At 35.2% G+C, this 14,652-nt stretch carries 15 protein-coding genes and 1 pseudogene; 11 read left to right on the forward strand and 5 right to left on the reverse strand.

Features of this window, described 5'->3' with window-relative positions:
- Together AC3WOM_RS01850 and AC3WOM_RS01855 are read right to left on the reverse strand one after the other, a co-directional pair.
- Positions 1–993, reverse strand: coding sequence for an LLM class flavin-dependent oxidoreductase (locus tag AC3WOM_RS01850; RefSeq protein ID WP_492444623.1), 993 nt, complete (start codon positions 991–993; stop codon positions 1–3).
- 75 nt (positions 994–1,068) lie between these two features.
- Positions 1,069–1,494 carry a hypothetical protein gene (locus AC3WOM_RS01855; RefSeq protein ID WP_492444625.1) on the reverse strand — a complete coding sequence of 142 codons (426 nt, stop codon included), beginning with the start codon at positions 1,492–1,494 and terminating at the stop codon, positions 1,069–1,071.
- Positions 1,495–1,947: 453 nt separating this feature from the next.
- Between AC3WOM_RS01855 and sigV the strand changes: the two genes are divergently transcribed.
- From sigV to AC3WOM_RS01875, 4 genes are all read left to right on the forward strand, one after another.
- Entirely contained in the window at positions 1,948–2,466 is a 519-nt protein-coding gene (gene sigV, locus AC3WOM_RS01860) for an RNA polymerase sigma factor SigV (RefSeq protein WP_427542801.1), read from the forward strand.
- Positions 2,459–3,349: an anti-sigma-V factor RsiV gene (gene rsiV, locus AC3WOM_RS01865; RefSeq protein ID WP_427542798.1), complete on the forward strand. Its 891-nt coding sequence runs from the start codon at positions 2,459–2,461 to the stop codon at positions 3,347–3,349. The genes sigV and rsiV overlap by 8 nt, the downstream gene beginning before the upstream one ends.
- A 170-nt stretch (positions 3,350–3,519) precedes the next feature.
- Positions 3,520–4,644 carry an endospore germination permease gene (locus AC3WOM_RS01870; protein ID WP_427542795.1) on the forward strand — a complete coding sequence of 375 codons (1,125 nt, stop codon included), beginning with the start codon at positions 3,520–3,522 and terminating at the stop codon, positions 4,642–4,644.
- Positions 4,644–6,110, forward strand: coding sequence for a spore germination protein (locus AC3WOM_RS01875; protein ID WP_427542792.1), 1,467 nt, complete (start codon positions 4,644–4,646; stop codon positions 6,108–6,110). Before AC3WOM_RS01870 ends, AC3WOM_RS01875 begins: the two co-directional genes overlap by 1 nt.
- A gap of 91 nt (positions 6,111–6,201) precedes the next feature.
- On the opposite strand, the pseudogene AC3WOM_RS01880 reads toward AC3WOM_RS01875, so the two are convergent.
- Positions 6,202–6,399, reverse strand: a pseudogene (locus tag AC3WOM_RS01880) (multidrug ABC transporter ATP-binding protein); the annotation flags it as partial.
- 578 nt (positions 6,400–6,977) lie between these two features.
- On the opposite strand from AC3WOM_RS01880, the gene AC3WOM_RS01885 reads away from it, so the two are divergent.
- Entirely contained in the window at positions 6,978–7,292 is a 315-nt protein-coding gene (locus AC3WOM_RS01885) for a hypothetical protein (RefSeq protein WP_492444627.1), read from the forward strand.
- A 344-nt stretch (positions 7,293–7,636) separates the two neighbouring features.
- On the opposite strand, the gene AC3WOM_RS01890 is transcribed toward AC3WOM_RS01885, so the two are convergent.
- Entirely contained in the window at positions 7,637–8,380 is a 744-nt protein-coding gene (locus AC3WOM_RS01890) for a CsxC family protein (RefSeq protein ID WP_492444765.1), read from the reverse strand.
- 568 nt (positions 8,381–8,948) lie between these two features.
- Here AC3WOM_RS01890 and AC3WOM_RS01895 point away from each other — a divergent pair.
- The 4 genes from AC3WOM_RS01895 (at position 8,949) to AC3WOM_RS01910 (ending at position 11,300) form a co-directional block, all read left to right on the forward strand.
- Positions 8,949–9,080, forward strand: coding sequence for a YjcZ family sporulation protein (locus tag AC3WOM_RS01895; protein ID WP_427542786.1), 132 nt, complete (start codon positions 8,949–8,951; stop codon positions 9,078–9,080).
- A gap of 392 nt (positions 9,081–9,472) precedes the next feature.
- Positions 9,473–9,583, forward strand: a complete 111-nt coding sequence (locus tag AC3WOM_RS01900; RefSeq protein WP_427542783.1) for a YjcZ family sporulation protein — start codon at positions 9,473–9,475, stop codon at positions 9,581–9,583.
- Positions 9,584–10,201: 618 nt separating this feature from the next.
- A complete protein-coding gene (locus AC3WOM_RS01905) occupies positions 10,202–10,297 on the forward strand; it encodes a YjcZ family sporulation protein (protein WP_427542780.1) in 96 nt (31 codons plus the stop codon).
- 613 nt (positions 10,298–10,910) lie between these two features.
- Positions 10,911–11,300, forward strand: a complete 390-nt coding sequence (locus tag AC3WOM_RS01910) for a spore coat protein (protein ID WP_492444629.1) — start codon at positions 10,911–10,913, stop codon at positions 11,298–11,300.
- 1,094 nt (positions 11,301–12,394) lie between these two features.
- Here AC3WOM_RS01910 and AC3WOM_RS01915 read toward each other — a convergent pair.
- Positions 12,395–12,595: a ParA family protein gene (locus AC3WOM_RS01915; RefSeq protein ID WP_427542774.1), complete on the reverse strand. Its 201-nt coding sequence runs from the start codon at positions 12,593–12,595 to the stop codon at positions 12,395–12,397.
- Positions 12,596–12,954: 359 nt separating this feature from the next.
- On the opposite strand from AC3WOM_RS01915, the gene AC3WOM_RS01920 reads away from it, so the two are divergent.
- Together AC3WOM_RS01920 and AC3WOM_RS01925 are read left to right on the forward strand one after the other, a co-directional pair.
- Positions 12,955–13,716: a TerC family protein gene (locus tag AC3WOM_RS01920; protein ID WP_427542771.1), complete on the forward strand. Its 762-nt coding sequence runs from the start codon at positions 12,955–12,957 to the stop codon at positions 13,714–13,716.
- A gap of 362 nt (positions 13,717–14,078) precedes the next feature.
- Complete coding sequence (locus AC3WOM_RS01925) at positions 14,079–14,588, forward strand: ferritin (protein ID WP_427542768.1); 510 nt, start codon at positions 14,079–14,081, stop codon at positions 14,586–14,588.
- The last annotated feature ends 64 nt before the right edge of the window (positions 14,589–14,652 follow it).

Consider the following 14,652-nt stretch of genomic DNA (forward strand, 5'->3'; position numbering starts at 1 on the left):
CTATAATAACTCTTTTGCAAGAAGCTTATAGCTATTCATGCGGCTTTCTTGTGCATATTGATTGCAATTCAGCATAACTTCGTCAAAGCCATAATGCTCTTTCTCTGCAACTAAAAAGTCCGCGATTTCCTTAGGCGTTCCTACAAGATTAGCCTTGCGATTATTCGCAATTGCCATTTTATCCATTTCTGTCAGCGGGAAATCCTTTGCCTCCTCGGGTGACATCCCTTGAATGATTTGCCCTTTCATCAAGTGCAGACGTGTAATATCAATAGGCTTAGCCAAATATTCTGCTTCCTCCAAAGTATCTGCAACAGTTGCAGCATAGGTAACGATAATTTGAGATTTTTCCATGTAATAGGAAGGCGTAAAGTGAGATCTATAAGAATCGAAAATATCCTTTGACATATCACCTGTAAAAAATTGAGCATATGAATAGCCCACACCAAGCTGTCCTGCCTGCATAGCACTTTGTCCGCTAGAACCAAGCAACCATGCCTCAGGTAACTGAATATCAACGGGTGCTGCTATAACCTGATCATAGACATACTCTCCCGTTTTTTGATTATTCATCAATTTTAATATAATTTCAAGCTTGTCATATTGCTCTGTAAAACGCTGTCTTCGCCCTTCTGCTAAAGCATAAATAGCGGCATGATCGCCACCAGGAGCTCTGCCAACGCCAAAGTCAATACGATTTGGTGCCAAGCCACTCAATGTTTTAAAGACCTCTGCTAGCTTATAGGGTGAATAGTGCATCATCATTACTCCACCAGTACCAATACGAAGCCGCTTTGTTTTCGCAGCTAAAAAAGCAGCTGTAACTTCTGGAGCAGAGCTTGCCAACGAGTTACTGTTATGATGCTCCGCCAGCCACATACGATGATAACCAAGCGTTTCACCTAAAAGTGCCAATTGTTCTGTACGTTGAAATGCCTCCTCAGCCGTGTGACCTTTAGGTATGGGCATTTGATCTAAAATACTTAACTTCATTGAAAACATCCTCTCTCTCTGTAGGCTCCCCTTTCTACTGTAATATAGGATGCATTTTTTATAAAATAAAAAAGCTTATTGATAAGCAAGCTGCTTCATCTGCCAAGTCTTATAGACCATGCCAATCAAATTGTTTTTTTGCTCAACACTTAGCACATCATCATTAAACTTCATCGCATGAGCAGAAAACACCATGTTTTGTTCGTCTACAACAAATTGTAATATGACATGTCCTTTTTTCCCTTGAAACGTAATATCACCTGATAATTCGACAACATGCTCCCCTGTTTTTGCCTCATAATATCGCCAATAAGGTTCAAAAAACGCATAATTAAATGCATTGCGAACCGTTACATCTGAAAAATTGGACAAATACCCCTCTTTCACTACTTCAATATATTCATTGTCTGTTATATCCTTTTTGGCATTAAAAACATACCCCACCAATACACCCATAAACACTACACAAATAAACACTCTGAGATGATTTGTTAAACTCAAATGTCATCACATCCCCTTTACGTAAAAAACACCATTATCTACATAATACATTAAAATGAGTACTTAAAATAGAATATTTTCGTTTTTTATAGAAATGTAATAGATACATAATGCTCACATACAATTTCAATTAGTCGACGGATATTTACAGCTAACTTTCATTTCGCTACGATAAATCAGCAAAGAAAGTAATTAAGCCAGGCAATAATATGCCCTCCTTATGTTTATATACTTTGAACATTTAAATTATGACTATGATGTCCTCTTTATATGTAAGATTTACGTAATAGCCCGAAATATGAAGATTGCCTAAATTAGTATGTAGCTACACTGAAATGATAAAACTTATCTCATATTAGGATAAGTTTTTGAATGTCATCAACTTTTTTTGTTTCCCCATACGTCTAGTAGGTGTATACAATTTGAAAATGTTAAAAAGGAGCTTCTTTGGACATGAAAACAAGAAATGCATTTCAACATGAAGAGGTGTTTGTCCAATTCATTCGTGAACAAAAAGAGCGGTTTTATTTGCTCGCATATAGCTATACAAAAAATGAACAGGACGCACTAGATGTCGTACAGGACAGTATCCAAAAAGCCATGCTTTCACTTCACCGCCTCGAAAATGTCGAGTATATGAAAAGCTGGTTTTATAAGATTGTCGTACGGACAGCCATAGATTTTTTACGTAAGCATAAACGCTTACAAGTGACAGACGATGATACATTGCAATATTTAACACCTGCTCAGGAGGACGTCTATGAAAATGTTGACTTAGAACATGCATTAGATGAGTTACCTCAAATGTATCGTGAAGTTGTTATTTTACACTATTTTGAAGATTTAAAGCTCGCTGATGTTGCCACTATCCTTAACATAAAGCTGAGTACAGTCAAATCGCGTCTATATAAAGCGCTAAAACTTTTGAAAATCCAATTGCAAGATGTGAAGGGAGAAACAGCACATGGATGAAAAATTAAAAGAACTAGAAAAACAATATAATAAAGTCCCCATTCCAAAGGAGCTTGATTTTGTAGTTGAACGTGCATTACAACAAGGTAAAAAGAAGAGAAAAAAACGAGCGCCTCAATGGTTACTTGGTTCAGCAGCGGCCGCTATGCTTTTTACAGCAGGTTTAAATGTCAGTCCTGCAATGGCACGTACACTTTCTGAAATCCCTTTAGTTGGTAGTGTTGTGAAGGTTTTAACATGGACGGAATATGAAGTAGCTGAGGACACATACGATGCGAACATTAAGGTGCCCTCTATTGAAAACCTTGAAAATCAAAAGCTTGCTAATACTTTAAACGAAAAATACCGTGCAGAAGGTAAAGCCCTCTACGATAACTTTATCACCGAGGTCGGAGATTTGAAGGCAAATGGAGGTGGCCATTTAGGAGTAGATAGTGGCTATGACATTAAAACTGACAATGACCAAATCCTATCAATTGGACGTTATATCGTAAATACAGTCGGATCGTCTTCTACAGTTATGCACTATGATACGATTGATAAAGAAAATGAAATTTTAATTACACTACCAATGCTCTTTAAAGACGATCATTATATTCAAACTATAAGTGATAATATTAAGGAACAGATGCGGGCACAGATTGCTGCATCCAACCAAGAAAAAGTATATTGGATAAAAGGTGCAGGTCTCTCTGATGAAGAGCTTATGGAAGAATTTAAAACAATTAACACTGAGCAGCAATTCTATATTTCAGATAAAGGGAAGCTTGTAATTTCCTTCGATAAATATGAAGTTGCTCCTGGTTATATGGGTGTTGTTGAATTCGAAATCCCAACCGATGTGTTAAAAACTGATCTTGTAAGTATGCAATACATTCATTAAACATATAAAATTTAAAAAGCGAGGAATTTGATGTATATACGTCAAGTTCCTCGCTTTTTCAATAGCTTGAACCATTCAACAATTCTCCATTTGAGAGAGTCAACGTACTTATAAACCGCTCACTTTTTGTCAAAACTAAATGGTATCAATTAACGTTAGAGGGTATTCATATGAAGGGTGTAGGATCAATCAGTATTTTACATGTTATTTTCTTATCTATGACTGTTATTGGCTTAAAAAACCATGTGACTATTATTCCACCGCTTCTTGACGTAGCAAAAAGAGATGGCTGGGCTTCCGTGATAATAGCCGCTGTAATTATATTCTTCTGGCTATTTTTGTTAGTTTATATTCAATCAAAGTCAAAACAAGAATCTATTAGAGATTGGTTAGATGGAGTTTTTGGAAAAACAGGCTCAACAATTGTTATTTATTGTATCGCTATATATTTGATTATTTTAGCAGCTTTTACAATGGTTGAAACACTACAATGGGTGAACACTACATTTTTACCGCAAACACCAGTTATCATTTTGTTATTTATTTATACAATTCTTTGTATTTTACTTGTCACAACAAGTCTACAAACGATCGTTATTTTAAATGTTTTTGTATTGTTTGGGGTAGTAGTCTTTGGTTTCTTTGTAGCATTTACGAATATACAGGTGAAGGAATACCATTTATTACTTCCCCTTTTTGAGCATGGCTTTTCACCTGTTCTAAAGGGAATGATCTATCCTACATCAGGATTTATTGAGCTATTGATGTTGTTATTTCTACAGCATCAATATAAAGAACGCATCCGCTGGTATCATTTTGGCATCATGCTTTTCATATTAATGGGGCTTACTTTAGGACCTCTTATTGGCGCAATTACAGAATTTGGCCCGGTGGAAGCCGCTAAACAAAGATACCCTGCCTATGAGGAATGGGGCTTAGTTTCCATCGGTCGCTATATAGAGCATTTAGACTTTTTCTCAATTTATCAGTGGCTTACTGGAACATTTATCAGAGTCAGCTTCCTTTTATATATAGTGGCTGATTTATTAAAAATGACTAGTAATCCAAAGCAAATTTGGAGAATGCTCGCTCCACCATTTTTCATTATTTGTTTACCATTAATTATTTTAAATGAAAACATATTTTTAAAGGTGAAAGGGAACTATATATTAACAACTACTGTTATTTTCTTTTTTGTAATCTCCATTCTACTCGTCCTAGCAGCATTCTTTTCAGATAAATCCTCTAAAAAGGGTAAGTCTGACAAACAAGAAATGGAAAGTGGTGAATCATAATGCCTCAGCAGGAGAAGGCTATTGACCTAAGCACCTTAAAAAAATTGTTTCAAAAATCTGCCGATATACAGTTTCAGGAATATACATTTAATCAACAGAAAGTACATTTCGTTACCTGTGATTCAATGATTGACCAGCGGTTACTCAATGAAGTCATTATAAAGCGCGTTCAGTATCTCTTCGACCATTTAACGGATGCACCGCTGGAAGAAAATATTGAAAACGAACTCCATGTCCCTACACTGCAAAAAGTTAAAGACAAAGAAGAGGCCATTACATTTGTCTATACGGGGTTTCTTCTGCTGTATTTTGAGGAAGAGGAATTATTATATGCAAGTAATATTGCGAAAAAGCCTAATCGAAATCCTGAAGAAACGAGAATGGAGGTTCTTGTTAAGGGACCCCGAGATAATTTTATTGAGGATATACGTGTCAATATAGCTCTTTTGCGAAAAAGATTACCAACTAACTCTTTTTGTGTTGAAAAAGTAGAACTAGGTAAACGCTCGAAAACGACTGTAGCCATTCTATATTTTGATGATATTGTCGATATGGATATTTTACATGGCATTAAGAAGCAATTGGCATCTGTTGATACAGATATAGTGTTTAGTGGGGATTTATTAATGGAACGTATTAATAAAAACTCTAAGCTTTTCCCAAAATTCGATTATACTGGACGTCCTGATTATGCCATACAGGCTTTAATCAGAGGGCGTTTTCTTATTTTTGTCGATGGTGTAGCTTATGGAGTCATCACACCTGTCAACTTATTTTTATTATTAAAATCTGCTGAGGATAACGAATATCCTATTATATTTAGTTCCGTTGAACGCTTATTAAGGATATCGGGTATTTTAATTGGTTTATTGCTACCTGCATTTTGGTTAGCCTTGACCACCTACCATCAAAACCAGCTACCATTGCAGCTTTTAGCAACAGTAGTCCAAGCGAAAACAGGGTTGCCACTCCCCTCCTCACTCGAAATGCTGCTCATGCTGCTGATGTTCGAATTATTCCGTGAAGCTGGTTTACGGCTCCCCTCTGTTATTGGAGGAACGATAAGTGTTGTAGGTGGATTGATTATTGGAGATGCAGCCATTCGCGCTGGTGTAACAAGTCCAGAAATGATTGTAATCATTGCCATCTCTACAATTGCATCATTTACATTAGTGAACCAATCTCTAGTCACTACAATCAGCTTATTACGTATTGTTTTTATTCTTGCAAGCGGATTTTTGGGTTTATTTGGATTTTTCGTCTCTTTATACGTGACACTTTTATACTTATGCAACATTCGAATCTATGGTTATTCTTACATGAATCTTGCCACAGATTTAAATTGGTCTACCATTAAAAAATCCATCTTCCGACTCTCACCAAAGGGCTATACAGAACGTAATAAAGCGCTAGCTCCACAAGATTACACACGAACTTCTTCAAATAAGCAAAAGAAAACAAAGTAAAGCTTCTATTAGTTTGAGCATTTCTTAGTTGATGCTTGATAATAAAATAAATCTCCCCTTTTAATTATTGATGAGGGGAGATTTTATTTATTTATGTGTTTATTTCTACAAAATGTTGTATAGATAATTCGCCTTGACCTTTGCGGAATTGAATAAGATGTAGCTTAGCGAATAGTCCATTTTGCGCCACTAGCTCATCATAAGTGCCATCTTTTTCAATTCCATTTGGCGTAACAACAAGAACCCGATCAGCATTGCGAATAGTTGCTAATAGATGGGCAATCACAAGTAGGTTCAATACTTTGTCCAATTGTTGCTTGGCTATTTTTCTAAAATTAAAACTTAGAAATTTTATCTATCCTTAAAAGGTTTTTATAACTATGCATTATAGGAAAGCAATTACTAAATTCCCCATGCCTTATACTTACCAAATTGTATTTAGAATCTTCCGTAACAGGAAAGTAATCTATAATACTCAAGATGGAGTAAAATCAACTGGTTCAGAAAACCTATACCTTTACATTTCAAGCCATTGATTCCAAATAAATAGCTGGTGCCAACTTCTATCGATCTACTGTTGACACAAGCAAACATAGTTGGTCCCATTTCGTTTAGTGATTTAGCTATAAAGAATTAACGATAATAGCACTTAGTAGACTTTTTGAAGACCCTAAAAAAGTGGTCTTTTTAAATAATTATCTCCGCCAATATAACCCTCCTTATGAGAACATTTAGTTTTTTTCTTATTGGCAATTGTAGAAAACATTCTGTCTATAGGAGGCAATTTGCAAACAACTTGTGTCTTAGTCTAAGCAACTACATTGATTGAACATAGCCTATACTATATCAATTGAAGGGAGTTAAAAAATGGTAAATCCAATGCGTTTTAACCAAGGGAGCCAATTTTCCCCAGGTATGAGACCATTTTTTCCAGGTATGAGTCCGTTTTCTCCAGTTGGAAGACAGTTCTTCCCAGGTATGAGTCCGTTTTTTCCAGGTGGCAGACAATTCTTCCCAGGTATGAGCCCGTTTTTTCCAACAGAGATCGAGTTTTTCCCAATTGAGATTGAGAGTCCGTTTTTTGGGAACCCATTTTTCCCAGTCGGAACTCCGTTTTTCCCAGGTATGAGACCATTTTCCCCCGGCTTTGGAAATCAAATGTTTCCCCGTTTCCCTAGATAAATAGGAACTCTTTTTTTGGAATTACCGAGATTTATTAGTTATAAAATTATAATAAGAAGCTGTAGAACTTGATTTTATTAAAACAAACAATGGAGAGACAACAACATAGAAGAAAGAATCAAAAAAATCCTTCAACACACATTCAAGCCAATTATCTAATGATGGTTCACCATGCACTAAAAGGCAGTTGAAAATCAGATTCAACCGAACTTTCAACTGCCGACTCAAATATTAGATTTTTTAATAGTGCCCTTTAAATATTATATGGGGTGTTTTTTCAATTACATTTTGTTACAGTGCACTGCCTTTTTTATTTGCTCTGCTCCTCTAAAAACTAGAGATTATCAAGGACTAGTAGGAGGAGTAAGTCCGAAAAGAACAGGAGTTATTACAGCACTACCAGCTCCAAGGCGGACTTGTTGAACTTGTAGTACTTTTACAGTTAATTCAAGCACGATTTTTTCACGCAATGTGCGGAAAGCACCTTCAGGTGATGCCATAACTGGTGAAAAATCAAGTTCAAAGAAGTTAGCAGCGACTAACTCGCCAAATGGTTGTTCATTGTACTTAACGAGATTTTGGAAGAAAGCCTTATCCAATCGAGCATCCAATTGAGTTCTTTCATTCAGGAAGTTCGCTTCTGCAAACTCAGAAATTCCTAAGATTGGAGTAGGACCTCCAGGTGTTTGCGGGAAAGTTAGGTCTGTAAAGCCAGAAAACGGAACATCAGCAATTCTATCTTGTAGTGCTCCATTACATGCAGCTGATGCATATTCTATATTTTTGCGAATATGCCCTGCTACAAATAATTTTGCTCTTGTTACTCTAAAAAAGTCAGTGTTGTCAATACGTGCAAACCTAACTGGTACTAGTTTAACTTGATTTAGGAAAACATTTTTCTTCACTCTTTTGATTTCAGTTGCTGCAGGATCAAGCGTAATATCTGATTCCACAACTATTTGAAGTGTTGGTTCTGCAAGCGCAACTGGAACTTTAATAGTTGGAGCCGTAATCGATGTAACGGCTAGTGGAGTAGCCTCACTATTTAATGGTATTTGTTCAGTTGACGTTACTGGGCAAGGTAGCATTTGATTATTTAATTGATCACTCAAAAAAAATCCCTCTTTTCATTTTTTTAGTATTAGAGTGCGCTCTCTATATTGCTAGAATATGTAGCGATTAAATCTATGTATGGATGTGTATACTAGTTTTTTCTGATTTTAAAAAAGGGAATTTTAGAATTAAAGATAAGAATGAACATTAAAATGCTGGATACTCACCTTTAATGTGCGTCTGGTTTTAATTGTTTAGTTATATTCTCTAACTGGAAAACTCAAAGAATAGATAGTACATTTTTGAGTCTCCCTTCCTAACCAAATCAATCTTTTCTCCCCACATTTTATTCCTTGTAACTTATACTTGTATCCTTACAAAAAGTGGACTTGGGATAGCAAACTCTCACCTCCCCAAAGTTTTATACGTCCCACCATTGCAAAATTAAAAGCCATACCCCATTGGATATGACCTTTAGAGATCACCATATTTATTCCCTTGAAGGAAACAATACATTTTATTACTAAATGTTGTTTTATAGATGAATACCTTTTAATTTTCTACAACTATACATATTATAGATCATAAAAGGAGGGATATTTTATGGGATACTACGGTAATGTAGGAGGCATTAATAACAATTGCTATTATGGCGGCAATAGTGGCTCATCATTCGTCCTAATTGTTGTGTTATTTATTCTTCTGATTATTGTCGGCGCAACTTTCATGTATTAATATAATTAATCTTTCATGTATTTTAATCTAAAAAACCTCCGTTGCTAACTATTACAAAATCGAAATTTAATGATGTAAAGTTTATCAAGCTTTACATCATCTCATTACATGAGGCTGGGACAGAACTTAATTATTTTGAAAAATAACGAAAATGGATAATAAATTTTCCGTTTCACTGAGTTGATTGATTCTTCTTAAATCAAAAAATGTTAGACCGAGATACAATCGATCTAACATTTTTTCTTTTTGTCCCAGCCTCTTTTTTTCATTAAACCTCTTGATATATATCTAAGATATAAAATTTTAAAATTAATTTATATTAAGTAGATAATTATCGCAGTTCATTTTAACAACCGTTCATATGATAGATAATAGAAAGGGGGGAAGATATTATGTCAGAATGTAATGGCGGCGGTGGCTATGGTTCTGGTGCAGGATTTGCACTAATTGTTGTTCTTTTCATTCTACTGATTATTGTTGGTACTAGTTTCATCCGTTATTAATAATACCCATTAGAGCCTCTAATGCTATTATTAATAGAATAAAAAATTACCTTTCCTTCTAATATATCAAAGGGTCACTATCCTCCGTGTGACCTTTTTAAATTTTTCTTACGTAAATTGATATAGTATTATAAACAAAAATCGTATTCAAGAGTTACCCTCTTAAATGCGTTTTTTTCATTATTCAAAGTTCTTTCATAGATGTAGTTTTTTTATCACTCAACAATCTGGGAACCAACGTTATTCACAGAAAGTTAATGATTTAATTAGTATATTAAATTAGCTTTTACTAAGTCTTTGCTGAAACGTAATATAAAGCCCAACCAAACGATCAATGATCATTGTTCCGTTCTGGATATCCTTGAAGTGTGATTCCTGAATAATATTTTCTTTAACCGACTGTGCAATAAAGTTTTGCGGTGGGAAGCCCTTTGGAGAACGCAAACAGCATTAAAGAAATTGAATTCATTTCTTATCATACTTGGTTAGCTGAACGTGACCCGAAAACTTATTGATTATTTTCCAAAATTTTTTATTCAAGGAACTCTTAGTTGGATAAATACCTCCTCACTTTCTACAACTATGCATATTATAGACATAGAAAGGAGGGAAAATATTATGTCTTATAGTAGTGGTTCTGGTTCATCATTTGCTCTAATTGTTGTTCTATTCATTCTTCTAATTATTGTTGGCGTTAGTTTCATCAGTTATTAATATTCAATACCACCACCTCTATGCTCATAACTATTAGAAACTTATCCTTTTACACATTCAAATCATTAGTAAGGGTCACTATCCTCCGTGTGACCCTTTTAATATTTTTTTCTATAGCATGTGACGACGCTGAGCTTTTTAAGTCTATTGCTCAGGCTATGAACTATACAAAAATTGCTATTACGTCATATTAATAGTAATGTAAGCTAATTTAGTCTTACACCTCCGAATTTCGTTACTGAGGGTCACTCCATCCCAAGTGACCCTCTTAATATTTTTCCTTTTTCAATTTTGCACTCAACCTCTCAGGGCATAATAAAAAGCCACACTTGGTTAGATATGACTCATACAAAAATCTTACGCCAATCTTAAAGAATGTTAAAAATGAAAATTAACTGAACGATCTGTTCATAGAACTGTTTTTCTCCCATACCAATCATATCTTTCAAACCATGCTGTAACCACAACCATTTATCCATCTGCCTTTTAGTAGCATGCTAGAACAATTACTATAAATGGTTATTTTTATTATTCTTCACTTCGCCTTCCTTATTGTCCAAACAACTGTATTCGATATGAATAAAATATTATATGAAAAGGAGGTGAATATAAAATGGCATCATTTGAAATTGGAGCGAGAAGTCTTTTCAATTTTCGAAACGAACGCTTTTTCCTATTAGTTGAAGATGAAATTACAATTCCAGCTAAAGGTGTGGAGATTGATCCAGTTAATATCTATGAGATTGACCAACAAACTTTCAATTTTATCAGAGATGAAGGAGATACACCTGTAGTTGTACCACGTTTTAACCTTCCTCCTGTACCACCTGGATTTAAATTAGAACGGAAATGTATTTTTACAGTCAATAATTCATACTTTGTAATCTATGATTTAGAAAATGGCACTGATAACAATGTTTTATTAAGAATCAGTGCAGCTTTATTTAACTCATTAAGAAATTCTGGTGTTCGTGAATGTGTTCCTCAAGATTTCATTAATTAATCAATTTCGCCTTGGCGTAATTGTAGCAGCCGCTTTGTTTTCGCTACAAAAAACATTTGTTGCTGACGCTTCGCTTTGCACAGATAAACAATTTTAAATTGTGCCCAGGCCTGCACGAGGGTCGATACGATGTCGATCATTTCTGTAATGCCACAGGACGTGGCGTTTTTACCGATGCAGGTCGGTTAGCCGTTTTTGCAGGATGCGAAGGTTTTAGGCTCATTCCTTTGAAAATCCGTGACATCCACTGGAGACTTTGGGCCAACAGATGTTTTTTGCGCGAAAGCGTAGTGCTAACGCAGCGGCAGCAACATGATGTTGGTCACTCAGGCGTTTTCACAGGATGTGAAGTTCTTAGCCTGAGTTCCTCTATTTCAGTAGGTGTTTTGACACCCACTGAAAAGGAATCAAGACTGCTTCCAGAAAACCATTTATCCTTTGCAATAACCTTGTTACATTCCTTATGTAAGTGAAAGCTCATAGATTTCTCGTCTTACTTACCTACAAGATACCGCCTTTTTACCCTTATCTATTGTTTCAGTGCACCCAAAAGATGTATGCTCTTTTCCAGTCGTTAATTTCTAATATCGATCATTGTGATTTAGCCCCTTTTATTTCCTGTTCTTAAGCAGGTTTGAATTTGCTTATTATTAAGTTTTAAAACATTTTTGGGTAAACCATATTTTTCTCTTACTTCTTCACGACTCATACTATGCTCTAATCGACAGTGAGCTTTAGTAAGTTGCAATCCTTTACAGGGCACTTTATATAACCACCGTGTTTAGAACTCCAACAAGTTTCCACCGCGATTCACCCCTTAATGTGATAATTTTGTGTTATAAATTCGTAGCAACGTTCGATATTTGGAAAGATCTCTTCGAATTCTGCTTCTTTTTCTACAACAAAAAACGTTTAGTTCTTATTTGTAATTCTCCAACATGTAATCTGTGCTCTATTTCTACAGCTTCTAATCTCTTAAAAATCCAATCGTTTTTCGTTTGCTAAGGGCGTGACACATTCACCAAGATTTCTTTATTGGCTCTTAACAAATTCATATGGCAGTGATAATGTCTAGCTCTTCATAACCTGTTTTTCTAATGACTTGTTAATAACTCTGATAATCCATTACTATTGGGGTCGTACAGCCTGAAAAAATTAGATGTGTTACCTTGTTTGTCGTTATCAATGAGCAATACACGTTTCCCATGCACCACTACCAGTGTGAAAGCGATATTGATAGCCGAAATTGTTTTAGCTACCCAGCCTTTTAAATTAATAATGCTGATTGTTTTCATTCATCCAATCTAGTATTTTTTCGCCATATTTACATATTTCTATTTGCATTTAATTTTTAAAGTGTTATAATTCGTATATAAAGAATTGAATAGCTTTTGACATTATTGTCAAAGGGGAGTAGCTAGCAGATGCGAGTAATCCATCTGATTTCACATTCGTCATTACATGGTTTTTGACCATCGGGTGTGAAGGCATATCTTAAATGATAAGATATTTTTTCTGTATACATACAGTTAATCGCTTAGCAAGACCTTTGCCTATTTTTTAGGCATAGGTCTTTTTCTTTTGCCTAAAATAGGGAAAGACTAAGTTAAAAGCAGTCATTCACTTCTATTTAAAATTAAAGGAGGAAACAAATTTGGAGGCAATTTTATTTGAATACGCATGGGTACTCGTTGTATTAATTGTACTAGAGGGTTTATTAGCTGCTGATAACGCTGTCGTGATGGCTGTAATGGTTAAACATTTACCAAAGGCTCAGCAACAAAAAGCATTATTATATGGTTTAGTGGGTGCATTTATTTTCCGCTTCGCCGCGCTATTCCTTATCACAACACTCGTTAATTTCTGGCAAATTCAAGCTATAGGTGCTGCCTATTTATTATTCATGTCTATCAAGCATATTTATGATTCTCGGAAAGCCTCGCAAAATCCAGAAGAAATTGAAGAGCCTAAAAAGAAATCTGGCTTCTGGATGACAGTAGTGAAAGTAGAGCTAGCTGACATCGCCTTTGCAGTAGATTCAATTTTAGCAGCAGTTGCTATTGCAGTAACATTACCACATATCGGTGATTTTGATATTGGCGGTATTAATGCAGGGCAATTTGCAGTTATGTTCCTAGGTGGAATTATCGGTGTTATTATGATGCGATTTGCAGCACGTTGGTTTGTACGTGTGCTCGATAAATTCCCATCTCTTGAAACAGCTGCCTTCCTAATTGTTGGATGGGTTGGTGTAAAGTTAGCGGTATTAACATTAGCACACGAAAAACTAGGTGTAATTCCACATGAATTCCCTCACTCCACTTTATGGAAAGTGACTTTCTGGATTGTGTTAGTAGGTATCGCCCTTGGTGGTTATTTAGTGGGTGTCAAAAATCAAACGAAAAATCCAAAATAATATACTTTGAAAAAATTGCCTAGAAATATTCGAGGGCACTGAAAAAGTCGATTTGCCACAAAAATTGTGATGCAAATCGACTTTTTTAAGTTTTCAAATCTAACAAAAGACAAATTTCTAATATAAAAAAGTGAATTTTTTTAGTTTTTCAGTGCCCTCGAAATATTCTAGGCGATTTTTTATATCCATTATCTAAAGCATCAGTATTTCAAAATGATTTTGATTAAAAATTCTAATTGAGAACTAATATCAATTAAGTTTTGTAGGATTTACTGCGAAAAATTAAATTTTTGTATGTCTGCCTCTCTTCGCTGTATACTAGAAGTGAGCAGAAGGTATTTACTGCAAAGGGAGGAACTTTTATGTTATCTGAAAAACTACACACAGCACTAAATGATCAAATGAATTTTGAATTTTACTCAGCACATGCCTATATGGCGATGGCTGCCTACTGTACAGATCAAGATTATGATGGCTTTGCTAATTTCTTTTTAGTACAGGCGGAGGAAGAACGCTTCCATGCTATGAAATTTTATAATTTCCTAAGTGATATGGGCTACCGTGCAACCATCCAAGGCTTTGATAGTCCAGGTAACCATTTCGAATCGATTTTAGCTGCCTTCAAAACTGCGCTTTCTCATGAAAAAGAAGTGACACGTCGTATTTACAATTTGTCAGACATCGCTTTAGATGAACGTGAGCATGCGACAATGGCATTCTTAAAATGGTTTATTGATGAACAGGTAGAGGAAGAATCAACATTCGATACTCTAATCCGTAAAATTGAACGTATTGAAAATGACTCCAATGCTATCTTTATGCTAGATGCAGAATTAGCTACACGTACATTTACGCCTGATGCTGAGGCATAGAATTTCATTTAGCCTATTTTAAATGAAAATTTAATTTGGAAAATGCAAAAGCGACTAAGTTTTT

This window comes from Lysinibacillus sp. FW301-JW8 (genome assembly GCF_058788755.1).

Bases quoted from the DNA above. Each gene is read 5' to 3' on its own strand.
- AC3WOM_RS01850 (WP_492444623.1), bottom strand. From the start codon at position 993: ATGAAGTTAAGTATTTTAGATCAAATGCCCATACCTAAAGGTCACACG.
- sigV (WP_427542801.1), top strand. From the start codon at position 1,948: ATGAAAACAAGAAATGCATTTCAACATGAAGAGGTGTTTGTCCAATTC.
- rsiV (WP_427542798.1), top strand. From the start codon at position 2,459: ATGGATGAAAAATTAAAAGAACTAGAAAAACAATATAATAAAGTCCCC.
- AC3WOM_RS01870 (WP_427542795.1), top strand. From the start codon at position 3,520: ATGAAGGGTGTAGGATCAATCAGTATTTTACATGTTATTTTCTTATCT.
- AC3WOM_RS01875 (WP_427542792.1), top strand. From the start codon at position 4,644: ATGCCTCAGCAGGAGAAGGCTATTGACCTAAGCACCTTAAAAAAATTG.
- AC3WOM_RS01885 (WP_492444627.1), top strand. From the start codon at position 6,978: ATGGTAAATCCAATGCGTTTTAACCAAGGGAGCCAATTTTCCCCAGGT.
- AC3WOM_RS01890 (WP_492444765.1), bottom strand. From the start codon at position 8,380: ATGCTACCTTGCCCAGTAACGTCAACTGAACAAATACCATTAAATAGT.
- AC3WOM_RS01895 (WP_427542786.1), top strand. From the start codon at position 8,949: ATGGGATACTACGGTAATGTAGGAGGCATTAATAACAATTGCTATTAT.
- AC3WOM_RS01900 (WP_427542783.1), top strand. From the start codon at position 9,473: ATGTCAGAATGTAATGGCGGCGGTGGCTATGGTTCTGGTGCAGGATTT.
- AC3WOM_RS01905 (WP_427542780.1), top strand. From the start codon at position 10,202: ATGTCTTATAGTAGTGGTTCTGGTTCATCATTTGCTCTAATTGTTGTT.
- AC3WOM_RS01910 (WP_492444629.1), top strand. From the start codon at position 10,911: ATGGCATCATTTGAAATTGGAGCGAGAAGTCTTTTCAATTTTCGAAAC.
- AC3WOM_RS01915 (WP_427542774.1), bottom strand. From the start codon at position 12,595: ATGAAAACAATCAGCATTATTAATTTAAAAGGCTGGGTAGCTAAAACA.
- AC3WOM_RS01925 (WP_427542768.1), top strand. From the start codon at position 14,079: ATGTTATCTGAAAAACTACACACAGCACTAAATGATCAAATGAATTTT.